The organism is Bacteroides sp. 1_1_30 (genome assembly GCF_020982715.1).
Lineage (GTDB): Bacteria > Bacteroidota > Bacteroidia > Bacteroidales > Bacteroidaceae > Bacteroides > Bacteroides xylanisolvens.
On the sequence record NZ_JAJKHN010000102.1, the window covers coordinates 1 to 20,939 of the forward strand.

Genomic DNA, 20,939 nt, shown 5'->3' on the forward strand with positions numbered 1-20,939 from the left:
ATTCCTGAAGGCAAGAACAAGCTTAAAGAAGCAACAGGATCAATCGTTTGGGAAGAGGATGTTTTCATGATGCAAAAATAAGAATTTTAACGCAATCCCCCAAGGTTTCAGACTGAGCCAATCTTCGCCTACCACCTTATTCATAATTATATTATGGAAACAAAACTAGTTACCGTTCAACCAGCGGTGGGAGGCATGATAAAGGCTTCCAAAGATTCATTTGTTATTCCTAAAGAAGAATTAAAGGATTTCTACCTTAAATTCGCTTTCCTCCTGAACCCGGATTCCTGCTCCGTAAACCGCACCGAATTCGAACTATTAAACATTCTGCTGAAAGACCTGAAAAAAATCTTGGCAGCATTGACTCACCTCAACACCCATCCTTGGGATGAAGGCATCGCAGAAATCCAAATTTCATGCGGTGTTTACTCCCTACAAGATAACTTGAGCAAAGAAAAACGTATGCAAATGAACACCTCTACGGGTAAACACCTACAATTTCTCACCCAAATGGCTATGAACAGTCCAGTGTTCAAACAGTTATTCAGGAACTATCACAACCATTATATCCAAGTGGAAAGTTTGGTTAAACAGATGGCTAAAGAAATGGACCAACAGAAGCAATAAGAACAGAAGTTGGAGAATCAACAGAGGGGGTATCTTTAGAAAAATACATTCATTTCTAAAAATACCCCCTTTAAAATAGGGGTACTTTCAGAAAAAACATATAATTTTGCGCCATCAACCGATAAAAAGTAGACCATTTATGTCAAGAATGCGTTTTTTTGCCTTACAAGAGCTTTCCAACCGGAAACCTCTGGAAGTAACTGCTCCTTCCAACAAACTCTCTGATTATTATGGTAGCCACGTGTTCGACCGCAAGAAGATGCAGGAGTATCTTCCCAAAGAAGCCTACAAAGCTGTAACCGATGCTATCGAAAAAGGTACGCCTATTAGCCGCGAAATAGCAGATTTGATTGCTAACGGCATGAAAAGTTGGGCCAAGTCACTCAACGTCACTCACTACACACACTGGTTCCAGCCTCTGACAGACGGAACAGCCGAGAAACATGACGGTTTTATCGAATTCGGCGAAGATGGCGGAGTAATCGAACGCTTCTCCGGAAAACTACTGATCCAGCAAGAGCCGGACGCCTCTTCTTTCCCCAACGGCGGTATCCGCAACACTTTCGAAGCACGAGGATATACCGCCTGGGATGTTTCTTCACCGGCATTCGTGGTAGACACCACTCTTTGTATCCCAACTATCTTCATTTCTTATACAGGCGAAGCACTGGATTACAAAACTCCATTATTGAAAGCACTTGCCGCCGTAGATAAAGCAGCAACGGAAGTCTGCCAACTATTCGACAAGAACATCACACGCGTATATACCAATTTAGGATGGGAACAGGAATATTTTCTAGTTGACTCTTCCTTATATAATGCACGCCCCGACCTCTGCCTGACGGGACGGACACTGATGGGACACTCTTCCGCCAAAGACCAACAGTTGGAAGACCACTATTTCGGCTCCATCCCTCCACGTGTCACGGCATTTATGAAAGAACTCGAAATTGAGTGTCACAAACTGGGTATTCCCGCCAAAACCCGTCATAACGAAGTAGCCCCCAACCAATTTGAGTTGGCCCCTATCTTCGAAAACTGCAACCTTGCCAACGACCACAACCAGCTTGTCATGGATTTGATGAAACGTATCGCAAGGAAACATCACTTCAATGTACTCCTACACGAAAAGCCATACAGCGGAGTAAACGGTTCGGGCAAGCACAACAACTGGTCGCTCTGCACCGACACCGGCATCAACTTGTTCGCCCCCGGAAAGAATCCGAAAGGAAACATGCTATTCCTCACTTTCCTGGTAAACGCCTTAATGATGGTTTATAAAAACCAGGATTTACTGCGTGCCTCCATCATGAGCGCCAGCAACAGCTACCGTTTGGGAGCCAACGAAGCTCCTCCCGCCATTCTCTCCTGCTTCCTGGGTTCACAACTATCGTCTACTCTCGACGAAATTGTCCGCCAGGTAGGAAACGAGAAAATGACACCGGAAGAAAAAACCACTCTTAAATTAGGTATCGGACGTATCCCCGAAATCCTACTGGATACTACCGACCGTAACCGCACCTCTCCTTTCGCATTCACCGGAAATCGTTTCGAGTTCCGTGCCGCAGGTTCGTCTTCCAACTGTGCCGCCTCCATGATTGCAATCAATGCCGCCATGGCAAATCAGTTGAACGAATTCCGCGCATCAGTAGAAAAACTGATGGAAGAAGGAGTAGGCAAAGATGAAGCCATCTTCCGCATACTGAAAGAAACGATTATCGCTTCCGAACCGATTCGTTTTGAGGGCGACGGTTATTCTGAAGAATGGAAACAGGAAGCCGCACGCCGCGGACTGACTAACATCTGCCACGTACCGGAAGCCCTGATGCACTATATTGACAACCAATCCAAATCAGTGCTGATTGGCGAACGTATCTTCAACGAAACCGAATTGAACAGCCGTCTGGAAGTGGAACTGGAGAAATATACCATGAAGGTGCAAATCGAAGGCCGTGTATTGGGCGACCTCGCCATCAATCACATCGTACCGACTGCCGTTGCCTATCAGAACCGATTGCTCGAAAATCTTCGCGGACTGAAAGAAATATTCCCGGCTGAAGAGTACGAAGTGTTGAGTGCCGACCGCAAAGAGCTGATCCGTGAAATTTCACACCGGGTCACTTCCATCAAAGTACTGGTTCGCGAAATGACCGAAGCACGAAAAGTTGCCAACCACATGGAGAACTACAAGGAAAGAGCATTTGCATACGAAGAAAAAGTACGTCCATACCTCGATCAAATCCGCGATCACATCGATCATTTGGAGATGGAAGTGGACGATGAAATATGGCCGTTACCCAAATACAGGGAACTGTTATTTACTAAATAAAATGCCTATAAGATTGCACGAAAGCTCCCACTTTTGTGCAATCTTTTTATAGATTCGTTCATTTTCTCATTTTTTCTTTTTACTTTTGTGCTGTATAACACAGTTTTGTAGCACTCATGGTAAAAATGAATATGTCAGACATCGATATTTCGGAACCGTTATCCGATATGTTAGCTCCTTTAAATAACGAGCAAAAGGAGTTTCTGATGAACAATTATACGATACAAACCTACAAAAAAAATGAAACCATCTACTGCGAAGGGGAAACACCTTCTCATCTGATGTGTCTTATCAGTGGGAAAGTAAAAATCTTCAAAGATGGCGTGGGAGGTAGAAGTCAGATTATTCGCATGATTAAACCACGCGAATACTTTGCTTATCGTGCTTATTTTGCCAAACAAGATTTTGTAACTGCCGCAGCAGCTTTCGAACCCTCTGTTGTTTGTCTGATTCCTATGAATGCTATCTTAACTTTAGTTGCCCAGAATAATGACCTGGCTATGTTTTTTATCCGCCAGCTTTCTATTGATCTCGGCATCTCAGACGAACGCACTGTCAATCTGACACAAAAGCATATCCGCGGACGCTTGGCCGAATCTCTCATCTTCCTGAAAGAAAGCTACGGCTTGGAAGAAGACGGATCTACTTTGAGCATTTATCTTTCACGCGAAGATTTAGCTAATCTCTCTAATATGACTACTTCGAATGCTATCCGCACATTGTCACAGTTCGCTACGGAACGACTGATTACAATCGACGGAAGAAAGATCAAAATCATCGAAGAAGAAAAGCTGAAGAAAATAAGTAAGATTGGATAAGAAAATTCCTGCACCAGTCGCTCCACCCTAAATAGTGAACATACATATAGAAAATATAATTGCAGACATCAGACGTGGTAACAAACAGGCTTTCAAAAAGCTATTTGATGACTACTATCCTATTCTTTGCGTGTTCGCATCCCACTATATTGAAGACAAAGAAGTTTGCAAAGACATTGCGCAAGATGTACTGTTAGCTTATTGGGAACGGAAAGAAGATTTCGACAACATTTTGAAAGTAAAAAGCTTCCTTTATACCGTCACCCGAAATAAATGTCTGAATCACCTAAAACATGAACAATTAGATATTCCTAATTTTTCCGGACAGGAAGAATTCGATAGTGGTTTTGAAGCTGCTATTATCGAACAGGAAACATTCCACATGGTTCGCAAAGCGGTAGAAGAATTGCCTACCCAAATGCGAAATATCATCTTATACTCTATGAAAGGGTTAAAAAACCATGAGATTGCTGACAAATTGCAAATTTCAGAAGGCACTGTCCATACGTTAAAGAAATTCGCCTATCGCAAACTTCGCGAAAGTCTCAAAGGCATAAATTACACCTTATTACTATTTTTATGCAAATAAAGTAACTTTTTGATTACCCCGTTTTTTCGATTGGATTGTTTTACTTATATAACAAATCGAAAAAACGATGAATTCATTCAAAGAAAAATTTAAAATTGCAAAAATCTTAGCTTCCTTATTTACTCATTCGTCTACTCCCGAAGAGAAAAAAAACTATCATGCGTGGTTGGATGAAAATCCGGAGCATCAAAAAATAGCCGACCGGATATTAAATAAGGAAACGTATGAAGAAAACAGCCGGTTAATAAAAAGCTTCTCTTCACAAAAGGCATGGGACAGAATCTATCCGCTACTAGGAGGAGAAAAAACATCCGGTTTTCTTTCATGGAAAAGGAGTCTGAAATATGCGGCTCTTCTTTTGCTATTGTTAATACCGATTTCATACCTTATTTATAATTGGGTAGCCGGAGAACCAATCGGTGAAATCACTCCAGGAACCCATGGCGGAGAACTGACTTTAAGTAATGGCAACACCTTCAACCTTTTTGAGAATGTCCTTCCGGAGGGTGCAACTGAAGTGTTCATCATTGACTCCAAAGGGATAAATTATCAAACTCCTGCCAACAAGCCCAAAGTGAAAGAAATCAAAAATACGCTTCGTACACTGCATGGTATGGAATGTCACATTGTCCTTTCGGATGGAACAAAAGTACATCTGAACGCAGAATCACAACTGACTTATCCGATTTGTTTCAGCGATAAGGAACGCATCGTACAGGTTGAAGGTGAAGCCTATTTTGATGTTGCTCCAGATAAAGCACATCCTTTTATCGTGCAAACACCGCACACTTCTATTCGGGTGACAGGAACTTCTTTCAATGTAAGGGCTTATGCGGATGAAGAAGTGGAAAGTACTACACTAATTAGTGGAGCTATAGAGATTAGCAGTGAAAACGAAGATTATGAATTGATTCCAAACCAACATTTCGTATATGACAAAAATAGTCGGGAAAGTACCGTATCTAACGTAAATACAGAATTATACACTTCCTGGGAGTCCGGATCATTCATATTTATGAACGTTCCTCTTGAGAATGTAATGTCATATCTTTCCAAATGGTACGGATTCACATACACTTTTGAAGACGATGCAGCCAGACAGGTACAAATCGGAGCTTATCTCAACCGCTATGCAAACATGAATCCAATTATCGACATGATAATGGAATTAAATATGGTAGACATAAAACAAAGAGAAGGTATACTGCACATTTCTTATAAACAATAACTATTAATACATATTATAACTAACGCATTATGAAAAAACGAACACAATCCTCCTCAAAGGGAGTATCTTATGTAAGCAGAAATTTCGTTAAGCTCTGCCTTTTATGGATATTCTCCCTTTCTTCACTTATGATTCAAGCACAAGACAATCAGCGAATCTCCGTTGATCTGAGAGGCGAAAGCCTGGAATCTACGCTTTGGTATTTGCAAAACCGTACAAAATTCATCTTTATGTACGCAACAGAAGATATCGCTAACATAACCGATATCAGCGTAAGGGCAAAAAACAAAACGATCACCGAAATTCTGGATGAATGTCTGGAAGGAACTAACCTGACTTATGAAGTATCAGGCACTGCCATCGTTATTAAGAAAAGAAAGACTAATAAAATCACGATTAGTGGATGGATACGTGATGCAAGCGGTGAAGCACTTCCCGGAGCTACAGTCACTGTCCGAGGTTCAAAACATGGAGCTATCGCCGGACTAGACGGACATTACACTTTTAATATTCCTGCACAAGAAGGGTTAATATTAACTTATTCATTCATCGGAATGGAGAAAAAGACTGTAAGATATACAGGAAAGAAAACGATTAATGTCACTCTAAACAGTTCCAGTACTGAAATTGACGAAGTGGTTGTAACCGGTTATCAGAATATTCAACGCCGTGACCTAGTAGGTTCTATTACCACAGTAAAAGCAAAAGATATTTTAATGCCTTCATATACCACTATTGACCAAATGTTGCAAGGACGTGTGGCAGGTATGATTGTCACCAATACAAGTAGTCGTGTAGGTACTGCCCCGAAAATTCAAATCCGTGGTACCAGTACCTTACTGGGTAATCAAGACCCACTTTGGGTAGTCGACGGCATCATTCAGGAAGACCCCCTGGAATTGAATGCATCTTCTCTCATGACAGAGGACTTGAAAAACATTATCGGTAATCAGATTTCTTGGTTAAATCCTGCTGATATCGAAAGCATTAGTATTTTAAAAGATGCTTCTGCGACCGCTATTTATGGTTCAAAAGCATCGAATGGTGTTATTGAGATCACAACCAAAAAGAATACGACTGATCGTCTAAGTGTCAATTACACCTCTAATTTTGTAATGGGTACGCGTCCCAACTATGGACAGTTTAATTATATGAATTCCAAAGAAAGAGTACTATTCTCACAAGAAGCTTTTAACTGGGGAACACCTTATGGCACAGAACCAATCAAACAAATATATACTTATGAAGGATTATTGAATATGTATCTATCGCACGATATATCTTCTGAAGATTTTCTGGCACAACGCAATGTTCTGGAAACACAAAATACAGATTGGTTCAAACTACTAACCCGCCGTTCTTTTAGCCATAACCATAATATAAGTGTTTCCGGTGGAACAAATAAATACAGTTATGCAGCTTCTATGGGATATTCCAATAGCGAAGGGCAGGAAATAGGAAACGACAGTGAACGTATGACCGGACGCGTTGCCATCACCATACGCCCGGTACAAAAACTAACGATTAATGCAACGATCAACGGTAGCGTAAGTACGAATAACGGTTTTGCCGGAGGAGTCAATCCTATGGGGTATGCTACTACTACCAATCGTTCTATAGACCCTGATGCTTACTATCAAATGAAAGCCTCATACCCATACAATAGCGGAGTCAAATCATTATCATACAATTTCGTAAATGAACGGAATAATAGTGGTTCTAAATCAAAATCAAGTTTCATGTCAGCTTCGCTAGACTTGAAATGGAATATATTGGACTGGTTAACTTACCAATTTACTGGTGGATATTCCAATAATAACAGCACAAACGAAGCTTGGGAAACTGAACAAACGTTTTATATTGCTGAAACATATCGTGGTTATGATTTCAACTCTGTCTCACCAAACAGTAAAGAGTTTGGAGCAGCCTTACTCCCATTCGGAGGCGAATTATTCACAAATAACGCACAGCAGTACTCTTACAACATCCAAAATAAACTGCAATTCAGTAAAGCCTTTAATAATGAGAACCGAATTAATGCTTTAGTAGGTATGGAATTACGTTCTTCCACTAATAAAGGTGTCAGCAATACGGTATGGGGATATGCCCCAGATAGAGGAGAAGTAATAACATTACCAACCACTCCACAAGCTTTTACACCGATTACAGGTTCTAAAAACGAAGGATGGGGGCTTTTAAAAAAGATATATGATGGTGGATGGAGAAAAGTCAATACTACAGACAATTACCTTTCCGTATTCGCCACATTGGCATATTCACTCAAAAACCGATATGTTGTTAATGCAAATATACGTAATGATGCATCCAACCGTTTCGGTCAGGATGCCAATCACCGTATTGACCCTACCTATTCATTCGGTTTCTCCTGGAGAGCTTCAGAAGAGGACTTCATGAAGAAATATGTAAAATGGATAACAACCTTAAACTTCCGCGGCACCTATGGTATTCAAGGAAATGCAGTAACGCGCATTAGTCCGGATTTGATTTTAAATCAGGGGAAAGTGGCTAATCTATACAACAGATATCAGTCTACCATCTCCCAAATCCCAAATCCGAATCTATCATGGGAACGTACCAAATCATGGAATTTCGGTGTAGACCTGGAATTATTCAGTATGTTTTATATGAATTTGGAATATTATACAAGACGATCCAATGCCATTGTTGAACTGGAATTACCTTATGAATATGGAATAACATCCATGAAACGCAACGGTGGTATTATCCACAACAGAGGTATCGAATACACATTAACTTTTACCCCGATACAGAAACGGGACTATGCATTAAGTGTCAGTTTGAATGCTTCCAAGAACTGGAATGAAGGCGGACATACAGACATTGATGTCAATGCAGCTTCCTTCTTAAGTGGACGTTCAGATATTGTATTAAAAGAAGGATATCCGCTCAGCAGTTTCTGGTCATACTCTTTTGCAGGATTAGACGGAAAAACCGGTGAAGCTTTATTCAATCTTTTGGATATTCCGGAAGAAGAACGTAGCAGACAAATAGATCCGACTACTTATCTGGTATATTCTGGTCAGAAAGATCCTTATTTCACTGGTGGATTGAGCTTAAGTTTCCGCTATAAATCATTAACTTTAAACACCAGTTTTTCACTTTTACTCGGCAACAAGAAACGTCTGCCATCACCATACGAACAATTCGCTAGTTCTTATTATATGCCAGATCCATATACAAATATAAACCGCGATTTACTGAACCGTTGGAAAGAACCGGGAGACGAAGCCCATACAATCATTCCTTCTTTACCCAAAGCAGGAATGGCTTATATAGAATTGCCCAACAATGAGAATGTTTATAGCATTCCATTATGGGAACAATCTGACGCTATGGTGGTCAGTGGTTCTTTCTTACGCTGCCGCAACATCGGTCTATCCTGGCAAATGAAACGTGAGTGGTGCGAAAAAATATATATGAAAAATCTATCACTCAACTTTAACATGGATAACATCTTTGTTATCGCCAGCAAACGTTTCAACGGTTTCGACCCGGAAGTTAGCAACAGTGTACTTCCACGGAATTATTCATTAGGTATTAACATTGGTTTCTAAAAAAATAAAAAGATAGACAATGAAAAGAATTATATACATACTAACAGGAATAGTCTTACTATCACTATCCTCTTGCTCAGATTTTCTAGAGCCTAAATCTCAAAGTGAGTACGTTCCCAAAGATGCAAATGCTTTGCAAGAAATGTTAATCGGTTCTGCTTATCCCAGACAGGATAAAAGCAATTTCCTACTACCCTTTCTTAGCTTCTTAGACGATGACATTCAGTTCCACAAAACTGATTATGAATTTAGCATCAACTCTCTAAAAAATATAGAAGCCAAACAAGCTGTTTATACATGGCAACCGGATATGTTTTTCATTATGGAAAGAAATGGTTATCCTCTTCAGAATATCTGGGAAGGATACTATAACTATATCTTAGGCGCAAATGCAGCTCTTGATTATATCGGTGACGTAAATGGTACGGAGGCTGAAAAAAATTATGTAATAGCCCAATCCCTCGGATTAAGAGCTTTCTATTATTTTATGTTAGTCAATCATTTTGGAGCACCATACAACTATAACAAACAGGCTTTAGGAGTTCCACTCAAACTAGACAGCAACCTGCTACCTGAAGACCAACTATTAATGACACGAAACACCGTTGAGGAAGTATACAACCAAATTGTGGACGATCTGAATGAAGCTGAACGTTTATTCCTTACTTTAAGCAAAGATAAACAATATGAACCGAATTATCTGGTTAGCCTTCCAATGATACAATTGCTGAAGTCCCGCGTCTTTCTCTATATGGAAAACTGGAAAGATGCAGCGATATACGCCAACAAAGTAATAAAAGACTGGTCCTTCGCTTTAGTAGACTTAAATAACCTCCCTTCTCCAACAGTGGCAGAGCCTTATTACAATTTTACATCTTTAAAATCATCTGAGGTTATTTGGTTATATGGAAGCGTTTCAGACTTAACTGTATTCAATGATGAGTCGGTAGAGTATGAGGAAGAAGGTTACTTCGGTAATACCACCACCTATTACCGAGAAGCTTTTATCGCTTCTGATAACTTGATTGAAAGCTTTGAAGATGGAGATTTAAGAAAAGAAAAGTATATAGCAAAAGAGTTCAATAAAGATGATAAAGTTTTCTATGAAGACTCTTATACTACTTTCGGCAAATACAAACTTTCAGCTACAGGTGAACCTAGTGGTTCGGAAAACTTTGCTTTATCCTTCAGACTAGGTGAGGCTTATTTAAATCTAGCAGAAGCAGCTGCCCATAATAATGACGAGAGTACAGCACTATCTGCTTTAAAAACCTTACTGGCTAAACGTTATGAACCCGACAAATTTGTTGAGCCTACCGGATTAACAGGTGATGCGCTCAAAACTTTCATCAAAAATGAAAGAAGAAAAGAACTTTGTTTTGAAGGGCAACGATGGTTTGATCTCCGACGCTACGGAATGCCACAAATTATTCATAGATGGGGAGAACAGGTATATACATTAAAACAGAATGATCCTTCCTATACCATGCCTATACCAGACGCCGTCTTAATTAAAAATAAAAAACTGGAGCAGAACCCTTTAGCTCCAAAACGCGAAAGTTAATAGTATATATCTTATGAATTAAACAAAAGAAATGAATATGAAAAAAAAATATATATTATGGGGATTACTTGCTTGTATGGCATTATTCACCTCATGTTATGAAGAAGACACACTGACTCCTACAGAAGGAGGCATTGAATTACGCTTTAAAGTACCTCAAGGAAATAATAGTTGGGACGATGACATCGCCCAAATATACGAAGACTATAATGTATATCTTATTTATAAAGATCTGCAAAGGGCTGATTTTAATCGCAGCTGGACAGGCATATCATATGGTAGTGGCTACGAAGGCCAAGGCTGTGTAAATGACGAAATGACCAATTACTATGTCGAATTTATGAAAAAGCATATCTTTGCATACTTGAATCCGCCGATCACATCTAAAGTTCTGCCTATGTATTGGTATTTGGGATACAATGTCTATAGTAAAGGCGTATTAGAAGTTGGAGGCGTAATCCTAGCAAGCTGGATTGTACCCATACACGAAAATTACGATGGGCTGGATTATTGGTGCACTTGTATGTTTGGAGAAGACAATCCCAGCGATCCTTATTTAATTCCCACAGACAGAGCACTCCTTGACAGACGCCGGAAAATGATATTGGCTCCCGTATTGGAAAAAGCAGTAAAAGCCGGAAACATCATTATACCTGAAGAATTTGAAGTGGGATTCGACCATGTCACTAATCTGATAGCAGGCTTGGGAATGGAAGATGACCCAAACTATTATCTTACCAGAGGATATCCGGGAAGTGTAAACACGTATGTATTCAATAGTATCAGCGAACCAGCCAACAACTCTTATCCTCCAACCAATGAAGAGACTTTTATAGGATATATGCATCTTTCCATGTACTATAACCAAGCACGACTAGCAGAGGTATATCCGGCTGATAAATATCCTTTTCTCACCGAAAAGTTTGCTTTCGTACAGAAATATTTAAAAGATAAATATCAGATCGATCTGGAAGCAATAGCCAACGGACCGGAAGACTGGGATTTACCTTTACCTCCAATACCGGAGACTCCAGATGAAGAATAACAACTCTGATAATGAACTATAAACTCATAATAATGACAAAAGTAAAAAATCTATTATTAACCATATTACTCTTATGCGGTACCACCATATGGGGAAATAACGGGCTAAGAATATCAGGAAGAATAAAAGTATTAAAGCCAACGACTTTACAAATAAAAGATATGAATGAAGGCGTTGTATTAAGCTGCATCATCGGTACTAATAACACATTCAGTACCGATGAAATAAACATCATTCCTGATGTCTACAAACTCTATTTAGGAGAAACCGAACAGAATATTTATCTGGAAAATAACCCGGTAACAATCAATGGCTACTTCGACGAAAAGAACCCTGAACAAAGTTCGCTTTCATTCACTGGCATCGATCCGTTTCTGACTTTACAAAACTATATGCCAGCAGAAAAAGACCCGGATATAGCAACGATTTCTACTTCCGTCAAAGGAAAACTAACTCCCTCCATGGCATCTGCATTAGCCTATCTGGCAGATGTAAATGATTACCAATCCAACAAAATGCTATTAGACATGATACCGGAACAAGACAGAAAGTCCTTATCTGCCAAATGGCTGGTAAACAGGGTAGAAATCCTCTCCCACCAAATCATTGGTGCAGAATGTCCCGACTTTACTTTCACAGATGCCAACGGAAAAAACGTAAGTCTGAAAGACTTCCGTGGGAAAATTGTCGTACTTGACTTCTGTGCCTCCTGGTGTGGTCCTTGTCGTAAAGAGATGCGTAGTATGCTAACCATATACAATGAATTGAAGGCTGACGATCTGGAATTCATCAGTGTCTCGCTGGATGACAGCGAAGCAAAATGGAGAAAAATGCTGGATGAAGAAAAATTGCCGTGGGTGATGCTGTGGGATAAGACAGGATTCCCTAAAAACAGCAAGACTCCAAGTGCTATCCAGACTGCTTACGGCTTCTACTCCATCCCTTTCCTTGTAGTCATTGACAAAGAAGGCAAACTTGCTGCACGCAACGTTCGGGGTGAACAAGTACGCGAAGCCATTTTAAAAATAAGACAATAAACAAACTATATAAATTATAACTCTTTTGACAATGAAGAAACTTATATTTCCAATCGTATGCTGTTTTATCAGCGTTACTGTATCAGCCCAGTTAATCAAACCAAAGGCAGAAACACAAAAAAAACAATCCGAACTGGACTGGTTTAACTGTTCTTTCGACCAGGACAGTGTATACGGAGCTGAAGTAAACAAAGCTTATGATTACTTGAAAGCCAACAAAAAGAAAGCAAAGAAAAGACCGGTTGTTGCACTGATCGGAACCGGAATGGATGTAGAACACGAAGACCTGAAACACGCAATCTGGATCAATCCAAAAGAAAAGTCAAACCAAAAAGATGATGATAAAAACGGGTTTGTTGACGACATCAATGGCTGGAACTTCATCGGTGGTAAAGACGGCCAAGTAATGGAAGCTTTGACACGCGAAGGAGAACGTGAATTCTTCCGTCTCAAAGATAAATACGCTGATTATATCTTTGACGGAAAGAAGTATTATAAAATAGTTAATGGAAAACGCCAAGAAGTCCCCGCACCGGAAAACATAGAAGAATATAATTACTATCGCTATAAAGTCATGCCGGAATCAAGAATCGGTGGAGCTTACGGCGGTCTTCAACTATCTTATGTTATAGAAGAATATGTTGAAAAGTTCGATAAGGACATGAAAAAACGTTTTCCCGGAAAAGAGCTGACTGTTGAGGACTTCCAAAGTTGTTATGATCCCAAAGCTGAAAGAGACAGTCTTTCTGAAGTTGCCTTTATGCTTACTGCCTACTATTTCAGCATCTATAATACGGATAAATGGGAACCTGTTTATCAGAATATGGGAAAGAAAAGTGTAGAAACAGCTAAAGCGTCTTATGAAGAAGCTTTAAAGAGATACGGAAGTGATAATCGAAAAGAAATTGTAGGTGATAATCCTCTGGATATTAACGATACGCATTATGGTAATAATGTACTGTTAACATCTGATGCGGCAACAGGCGTAATGAAGGCCGGCGTTATCGCAGCTAAACGTGACAACGGTATCGGAAGTAATGGTATTGCGGACAATGCTGAAATCATGACTTTACGCATCCACCCGGGAGAAGGAGAACCGTACCTGAAAGATATGGCATTGGCCATCCGCTATGCAGTAAACCACGGTGCAGATGTAATCGTATTACCGGAACAAAACTCCATATATCCGAAAGAGCAGAAACAATGGGTGTCAGAGGCGTTGAAAGAGGCAGAGAAGAAAGGGGCATTAGTTATAGTTCCGGTTTGGGATCTATCAATGGATATGGATAAAGAGGAATTCTTTCCCAATCGTAAGATGAATAAAGAGGGAGAACTTACTAATTTTATGGTAGTTGCTTCTTCAGACAAGAATGGAAATCCGGTATTGAACACCAATTACGGTGCAACTGCTCTCGATATTTATGCTCCGGGAACAGACATTTATTCATCTTATATGGGTGACACTTATCAAAAAGGAACTGGAGAAGGAATGGCTTCGGCTACTGTAGCTGGCGTAGCTGCTCTTGTGAAGTCTTATTTCCCAAAACTGACCGGTTCTCAAATCCGTGACATATTATTAAAAAGCGTCACTTCACGCAAAGGCATAGAAGTAGAAAAAGGAATCCGCGTGAACGATAGCCCTTCACAAGATTTATTCCTTTTTGATGACCTATGTATTTCCGGAGGTATCGTTAATGCCTACCAAGCAATCTTGGAAGCAGAAAAAGTCAGCAAATAAAGATTAGTCTATGAAATATACTCGTCTAATAGGAACCGTCATTGCCTTTTGCATGGCGGTCCCTTTATTCGCCCAACAATATAAAGCAACTATACCTTATCGGATAGTAGGCGAAAAAATGGTTATCGAAATGAAAGTGAACGGCAATGCACGCCCTTTTATCTTTGATACCGGAGGGCGCACCGCACTTACCACTAAAGCCTGTCAAGCACTACAAATAACAGCAACAGACTCTATGAAGGTGACAGATGTGAATAACGTGGAAAGCTATTACAAAACTACGCGAATAGAAAATCTGACGACTCCCGATGATGTTATTAACTTTAAAAATGCCCCGTCGCTAATCATCAATGAAGTAAAAGGCTGGGAATGTTTTGGAGTAGATGGTATCATCGGAAGCGATTTATTTGCAAGTACTATTGTAAGCATTGATTCGCAGACTAAAAATATCATAGTCACATCTGCCGAAAAGCCTTCTACAGTATCTTTACGAAAAATGCTGAATTTCACCAAAGAAGGAGGAATGCCAATTGTCAATGTACAGATCGCTCCGGTCAGCAACATCACCGTATTATTTGATACAGGCAGTCCCAGTCTGTTATCTCTTATTGAAAGTGATTTTGAGAGAATTAAACCGGAGGCATCTATGGAAGTCGTTTCTGAAGGATATGGGGAAGGAAGCATCGGAGTAGCCGGACAAGCAGATAAAGCATCTTCATATAGAGTACATATTCCCTTATTATCAGTAGGAGCCACCAAATTCCGCAACTTAACGACCCATACAGACAAACACCCTTACACATTACTAGGTGTAAAGTTATTACAATACGGAAAAGTGACTATCGACTATCCACGTGGAAGATTCTATTTTGAAGCTTTCCAACCGGATAATGAAATCAACAATCAATGCAACAACTTCGATTTGACGGTCAAAGACGGAGACTTATATGTATCCACCGTCTGGAGCAGCACGAAAGGTAAGATAGAAGTAGGAGACAAAGTGATTAAGATTAATGGCAAACCTGCTAAAAAATATGACTTCTGCGAAAGTATTCTGAACGGAATACCGGAATTGAAAGAGAAAAAACAGACGAAGCTAACGATTGAAACTGCTTCCGGAATAAAAAATATTATCTACAAAAAAGAATGACATGAAAAGAATAGGAATACTGACCGGCTTATGGCTGCTATTATTTCTAAACTGCGGACAAGAAACGATAGCGCAAATCCAGAATAAAGTTTGCGATACCATTCCTTATGAATTCATTCAGGAGAAAATCATTATACCCGTTACTGTTAATGGCGTAAATGTAAAATACATCGTCGATACAGGAGGAAGAACCGGGACTATGTATGACGCCGCAACTGAAATGAAAGCTACTGCCGCAGGATATATGCGCATTTCCGATGTGAATGCACAAGGCTCCAACTATCAGGAAGCCCACGTACAAAATATTTCCATCGGAAAGAACTACAAAATCAAACAGTTGAAAACGATGGTACTACCTAAGAATCCATTCTTCACAGAACTGGGAGTTGTCGGAATTCTGGGAGGAGATGCCTTTGCACAGTCGGTAGTAACATTCGATTCCCGTTCTAAAATAATGGTAATCAACTATCCTTATCGTCCCGAAAAGTTAAAGGTTACAGATGGAATTCCGCTGTTAGATGAAACTGAACATCATTCCATTGTCAACGTTCGCTTAGGAAACAATGATTTAAAAGTTCTATTCGACACAGGTGCAGGAGGCTTTCTGCTTTATTGTACGGAAGATTACAACAGGTTGGCTGACATTTCGCAAGTTACCAATCATGGATATGGTATCGTAGCTGCCGGAATAACAGGGTTGGGCAAGCCGGTAGATATTAAAAAAGTATCTGTACCTTCTATCAATATCATGGGAAAAGAATTCACAAACGTAGGTAGTACAACAACTGTCATGAATGGAACTATCATCGGGGTGGATCTACTGAAATATGGTAAAGTAATTATTGATTATATGCGGAGACGTTTTTACTTCCTCCCATTTGAAGAAGGAAAAACCGACATGGGAGGTGTTCCCTCTCTTTGGAACGTAAGCATATTACCGCGCAACGAAAGATTCGAAATTACAACTATATGGGATAGCATGAAAGATACAGTTGCTTTCGGCGACGAAGTGATTAATATCAACGGAACTTCTCTTAAAGATTGCCCCATGAGCCAGATGGCCGTAGAAGAAATTATGAATGCTATACCTGGTGATACCGGCTATATTATCATCAAAAAAGATAATCAAGAGAAAAGAATTGAAATCAGGAAAGAGAAATAAACTTTAAACAGAAAGAATATATGAAACGAATAATAACTAAAATGTATCTCTGTTTGCTTGCATTTTGTATCACAGGAGGCATCAGTGCACAAACACAAAACAGTATGACAGAGGTCATTCCATTCAAAACTATTGATGGAAAAATTATCGTGGAAGCCACTATAAATGGTGAAGCAGCTGACTTTGTCCTTGATTTATCGGGACATAACGCTCTACTTCCTGAAGCTCTCAAAAAGTTACACATCAATACAGAAAAGAGAGGAACTTTTAGTTCTTACCAAGATTTTGTATTTAAACAGGTACCTGTTGGAAAGGTATATGAAATGGGAACAGTAGCTATTGGTAAAAATACATTTGCAAACGATCTTCCGGCTTTCACATTAGAAGACGAACCTTATCTACGCAAGCTAGGGGTTATGGGTGTATTAAGTGGTGCTGTTTTCCGCACTTCTGTATTAACCATTGACATGCAACGGAAGAAAATTACGATTACACAACCCTACCGTCCTTCTTATATGAAACTTAACTATCGGGAAAATTTTAACCTGATAACAGGATTAGGAGTAGTATGTCCGATAAACATTCAGGGAAAGCCGATATCTTTTGTCCTGGATACATGGAGTGAAGGATTAGTGAATCTTACTGAAGCAGATTTCAATACATGGAACACACAATATACCAAAGGAAGTAACCAAAAAGTCTCCAATGGATATAAAGAAACAAGGAAAGAAGAGGAAAGCCTCATCCTACCTGAAACGATGTTTGTAAAAACAAAGATTGAAGATGCCATAGCAGTGAAAAACCCATTCTTGAAACGTTCCGTATTAGGCAAAAAGATACTGGACTACGGAATTATATCTATTGACTATATTCATCAGAAAATTTACTTTCAACCATTCGATATGGTTCCTATACCGGAAGCGGAAGCTAAAGTGACGGAAACCAAAGTTGAAGATGGTAAATTGAATCCAATTACCCGCCAGTTCTTCCTCGAACACATTTTCGACTACCGAAAAGGAAATGATTTCATCTATAATGGAGACAAACCGATAGTTATCGATTTTTGGGCTACATGGTGCGGTCCATGTATGCGTCTACTTCCGGAAATGGAGAAACTAGCTGAAAAATATAAAGGAAAAGTTATATTCTATAAGGTAAATGCTGATAAAGAAAAAGATTTATGTAGCCATTTTAGTGTACAGGCATTACCTACGTTATTCTTCATCCCGGTAGGCGGCAAACCGATAATCGAGGTTGGTGCTACGCCGGAAAAGTATGTGCAAATCATTGAAGAACAACTTCTGAAATAAAACATCTCTCTTAATATATAACTATGTAAATCTAAAACTTTAGCTAAGAGCCGGAATCCGTTCCGGCTTTTTTATTTCCATATCATTGGAACTTATCATTAAAACAAGTACATTTGCCCTGTCAAATCTATTTATAACTTAACACACATTTTGACCATGAAGAAAAGTATTTCTCTTCTTCTTTTGTCCTTGCTTATGATTGCCCCCAGTTGCCAAAAGACAAAAGAAGCGGCGAACGAGTACAACATCGTTCCCAAACCCAATCAAATTCTCCCACAGGAAGGACGTTTTGAACTAAACAGCAAAGTCAGTCTGGTAATTCCTTCCGATGCTCCGGAAGTTAAAGGTATTGCCGACAGCCTGGCCGAACGTTTAAAACAGACAGCAGGAATCTCGTTGAAAGAAGCAGAAAGTGCAGATGGAAAATCAGCAATCTGTTTTGTTGTGCAGGAAGGTATGCCGAAGGAAGGATATAAATTATCCGTTACTCCCAGTCTCATTACACTCACCGCTTCCCAGCCGAACGGGTTCTTCTACGGCGTACAGACACTTTATCAGTTACTCCCTCCGGCGGTTTACGGAAACCAGTTGGATAAGAAAGCAAACTGGTCGGTTCCTGCTGTAGAAATAGAAGATTCGCCCCGTTTTGTTCACCGCGGACTGATGCTGGATGTTTGCCGCCATTATGTACCGATTGACTATATTTACAAGTTTATCGACTTGCTGGCAATGAACAAGATGAATGTTTTCCATTGGCATTTGACAGACGATCAGGGATGGAGAATCGAAATCAAGAAATATCCTAAATTGACAGAAATCGGTTCTAAACGTGAAAAGACATTGGTAGACTATTACTATGTAAATTATCCGCAAGTATTCGACGGAAAAGAACACGGAGGGTATTACACACAGGAACAAATCAAAGATGTAGTAGCTTATGCTGCAAGTAAATATATCAACGTTGTTCCCGAAATAGAAATGCCGGGACATGCGTTGGCTGCACTGGCCGCCTATCCGGAACTGTCATGTGATTCTACACAGACTTATAAAGTATCTCCTACATGGGGTGTATTCGAACAGGTATTCTGTCCGAGTGAAACAACTTTCAAATTCTTTGAAGGAGTGATGGATGAAGTAATTGAATTATTCCCTAGCGAATACATTCACATCGGTGGCGACGAATGTCCCAAAACAGCGTGGAAGAACAGTGCTTTCTGCCAGCAGCTAATCCGCCAGTTAGGACTGAAGGATGATACGACTCCCAGCAAGACGGACGGAATAAAGCATAGTAAAGAAGATAAGTTGCAGAGCTATTTTGTTACCCGCATGGAGAAATATCTGAATAGCAAAGGCAGGAACATCATTGGTTGGGATGAAATCCTCGAAGGTGGTCTGGCTCCAAATGCGACTGTTATGTCATGGCGTGGTGTAGAAGGAGGAATGAACGCTGCCAAAGCCGGACATAATGCGATTATGACTCCGAACCCTTATGTATATCTGGACTACTACCAGGAAGAACCGGGAATTGCTCCGACGACTATCGGCGGATACAACACACTGAAGAAAACATATAGCTATAACCCTGTTCCGGACGATGCAGACGAGCTTGCCAAGAAGCATATCATCGGAATACAAGGCAATATATGGAGAGAATATATGCAGACTTCCGAACGTACAGACTATCAGGCCTTCCCGCGTGCAATGGCTATCGCCGAAACGGCCTGGACACAAAACGCAAACAAAGACTGGAAGAATTTCTGCGAACGAATGGTAACTGAATTTGAACGTTTGGAAGTAATGAACACCAAACCTTGTCTCAACTTCTTTGATGTAAACGTAAATACGCACGCGGGTGAAAACGCTCCTTTAATGGTAATGCTGGAAAGTTTCTATCCGAATGCAGAAATCCGATATACTACGGACGGCAGTGAACCTAGTAAAACATCCACACTGTACGAAAATCCTTTCGTTCTGGAAGGTAATATCGACCTGAAAGCAGCTGCTTTCAAAGATGGAAAAATGCTGGGTAAAGTAGCTCACAAGCCATTATACGGTAATTTATTGACAGGAAAGCCCTATACTGTTAATTATAAGATGGGATGGACAGGCGATATATTTGATGAAAACGATGTATTAGGAGCTGACAAGACAACCTTCGGACTGACCAACGGTAAACGAGGAAATAACGCTTCTTATACTCCGTGGTGCAGCTTTGGCATTGTTGAAGGTAAAGACTTGGAATTTATCGTTAATTTGGATAAGCCGACACAAATCAGCAAAATAATTTTCGGTTCTTTATTCAATCCGGCTATGAGAATTCTTCCTGCAGGAGGAGTTGCCGTAGAAGTATCAGCAGATGGCAAACAATACACTCCGGTAGCTGAAAAAGCCTTGAAACACGATTATCCGGAAACAGGACGAATTGCATTCACTGATTCCATTGAATTTGAGCCAACACAGGCTACCTTCCTGAAAGTTAAGATTAAGAATGGCGGTACACTACGCAATGGAGTTAACTTTGAAAAGAACAATGGTCCGGAAGTTATTCCTGCCGAATTATGGATTGATGAAATAGAAGCTTATTAAACAAAGCTAACTATATTTTATGCGGATTTCACGGTGCTGACCCAACAGCACGTGGAATCCGCATCATTTATTCCGTACCTGAATAGGGATATTCAGTAAATGTTCCTCTTTCTAAAAAATCAAGAGAAAAGCTTTGCTTTACGTGAGCTTTTCTCTTGAT

At 40.0% G+C, this 20,939-nt stretch carries 14 protein-coding genes; all 14 read left to right on the top strand.

The window, feature by feature from the left end; translation table 11 throughout:
- The first annotated feature begins 153 nt into the window (after positions 1-153).
- The 14 genes from LPH68_RS22300 to LPH68_RS22365 all read left to right on the top strand — a co-directional run bounded on the left by LPH68_RS22300 (position 154) and on the right by LPH68_RS22365 (position 20,779).
- Entirely contained in the window at positions 154-627 is a 474-nt protein-coding gene (locus LPH68_RS22300; protein WP_008645683.1) for a hypothetical protein, read from the top strand.
- 139 nt (positions 628-766) lie between these two features.
- On the top strand, positions 767-2,956 hold the full coding sequence (locus LPH68_RS22305) for a glutamine synthetase III (protein WP_008645682.1): 2,190 nt from the start codon (positions 767-769) through the stop codon (positions 2,954-2,956).
- A gap of 116 nt (positions 2,957-3,072) precedes the next feature.
- Positions 3,073-3,774, top strand: a complete 702-nt coding sequence (locus tag LPH68_RS22310) for a Crp/Fnr family transcriptional regulator (RefSeq protein WP_009039694.1) — start codon at positions 3,073-3,075, stop codon at positions 3,772-3,774.
- 34 nt (positions 3,775-3,808) lie between these two features.
- Positions 3,809-4,363 (top strand): RNA polymerase sigma factor, encoded by a 555-nt coding sequence (locus LPH68_RS22315; protein WP_008645681.1) that lies wholly within the window; start codon positions 3,809-3,811, stop codon positions 4,361-4,363.
- Positions 4,364-4,430: 67 nt separating this feature from the next.
- Positions 4,431-5,591, top strand: a complete 1,161-nt coding sequence (locus tag LPH68_RS22320) for a FecR family protein (protein ID WP_008645680.1) — start codon at positions 4,431-4,433, stop codon at positions 5,589-5,591.
- Positions 5,592-5,620: 29 nt separating this feature from the next.
- Positions 5,621-9,187 (top strand): SusC/RagA family TonB-linked outer membrane protein, encoded by a 3,567-nt coding sequence (locus LPH68_RS22325; RefSeq protein WP_192923106.1) that lies wholly within the window; start codon positions 5,621-5,623, stop codon positions 9,185-9,187.
- Positions 9,188-9,206: 19 nt separating this feature from the next.
- Positions 9,207-10,751, top strand: coding sequence for a RagB/SusD family nutrient uptake outer membrane protein (locus LPH68_RS22330; RefSeq protein ID WP_074910156.1), 1,545 nt, complete (start codon positions 9,207-9,209; stop codon positions 10,749-10,751).
- Positions 10,752-10,782: 31 nt separating this feature from the next.
- Positions 10,783-11,796, top strand: coding sequence for a hypothetical protein (locus LPH68_RS22335; protein ID WP_015532473.1), 1,014 nt, complete (start codon positions 10,783-10,785; stop codon positions 11,794-11,796).
- A gap of 11 nt (positions 11,797-11,807) precedes the next feature.
- Entirely contained in the window at positions 11,808-12,833 is a 1,026-nt protein-coding gene (locus tag LPH68_RS22340; RefSeq protein ID WP_081357938.1) for a peroxiredoxin, read from the top strand.
- 31 nt (positions 12,834-12,864) lie between these two features.
- Positions 12,865-14,571, top strand: coding sequence for a S8 family serine peptidase (locus tag LPH68_RS22345; RefSeq protein WP_074910162.1), 1,707 nt, complete (start codon positions 12,865-12,867; stop codon positions 14,569-14,571).
- 10 nt (positions 14,572-14,581) lie between these two features.
- A complete protein-coding gene (locus LPH68_RS22350) occupies positions 14,582-15,721 on the top strand; it encodes an aspartyl protease family protein (protein ID WP_074707512.1) in 1,140 nt (379 codons plus the stop codon).
- Position 15,722: 1 nt separating this feature from the next.
- Positions 15,723-16,883 (top strand): aspartyl protease family protein, encoded by a 1,161-nt coding sequence (locus tag LPH68_RS22355; protein ID WP_074910167.1) that lies wholly within the window; start codon positions 15,723-15,725, stop codon positions 16,881-16,883.
- A gap of 20 nt (positions 16,884-16,903) precedes the next feature.
- Positions 16,904-18,193 carry a thioredoxin domain-containing protein gene (locus LPH68_RS22360; RefSeq protein WP_074910172.1) on the top strand — a complete coding sequence of 430 codons (1,290 nt, stop codon included), beginning with the start codon at positions 16,904-16,906 and terminating at the stop codon, positions 18,191-18,193.
- Between the two features lie 156 nt (positions 18,194-18,349).
- Entirely contained in the window at positions 18,350-20,779 is a 2,430-nt protein-coding gene (locus LPH68_RS22365; protein ID WP_151923562.1) for a glycoside hydrolase family 20 protein, read from the top strand.
- Positions 20,780-20,939: the final 160 nt, after the last annotated feature.

Excerpts from the sequence above, each read along its gene's own strand:
- LPH68_RS22345 (WP_074910162.1), top strand. The coding sequence starts at position 12,865 with ATGAAGAAACTTATATTTCCAATCGTATGCTGTTTTATCAGCGTTACT.
- LPH68_RS22305 (WP_008645682.1), top strand. The coding sequence starts at position 767 with ATGTCAAGAATGCGTTTTTTTGCCTTACAAGAGCTTTCCAACCGGAAA.
- LPH68_RS22310 (WP_009039694.1), top strand. The coding sequence starts at position 3,073 with ATGGTAAAAATGAATATGTCAGACATCGATATTTCGGAACCGTTATCC.
- LPH68_RS22335 (WP_015532473.1), top strand. The coding sequence starts at position 10,783 with ATGAATATGAAAAAAAAATATATATTATGGGGATTACTTGCTTGTATG.
- LPH68_RS22355 (WP_074910167.1), top strand. The coding sequence starts at position 15,723 with ATGAAAAGAATAGGAATACTGACCGGCTTATGGCTGCTATTATTTCTA.
- LPH68_RS22340 (WP_081357938.1), top strand. The coding sequence starts at position 11,808 with ATGAACTATAAACTCATAATAATGACAAAAGTAAAAAATCTATTATTA.
- LPH68_RS22300 (WP_008645683.1), top strand. The coding sequence starts at position 154 with ATGGAAACAAAACTAGTTACCGTTCAACCAGCGGTGGGAGGCATGATA.
- LPH68_RS22360 (WP_074910172.1), top strand. The coding sequence starts at position 16,904 with ATGAAACGAATAATAACTAAAATGTATCTCTGTTTGCTTGCATTTTGT.
- LPH68_RS22330 (WP_074910156.1), top strand. The coding sequence starts at position 9,207 with ATGAAAAGAATTATATACATACTAACAGGAATAGTCTTACTATCACTA.
- LPH68_RS22350 (WP_074707512.1), top strand. The coding sequence starts at position 14,582 with ATGAAATATACTCGTCTAATAGGAACCGTCATTGCCTTTTGCATGGCG.
- LPH68_RS22365 (WP_151923562.1), top strand. The coding sequence starts at position 18,350 with ATGAAGAAAAGTATTTCTCTTCTTCTTTTGTCCTTGCTTATGATTGCC.
- LPH68_RS22325 (WP_192923106.1), top strand. The coding sequence starts at position 5,621 with ATGAAAAAACGAACACAATCCTCCTCAAAGGGAGTATCTTATGTAAGC.
- LPH68_RS22320 (WP_008645680.1), top strand. The coding sequence starts at position 4,431 with ATGAATTCATTCAAAGAAAAATTTAAAATTGCAAAAATCTTAGCTTCC.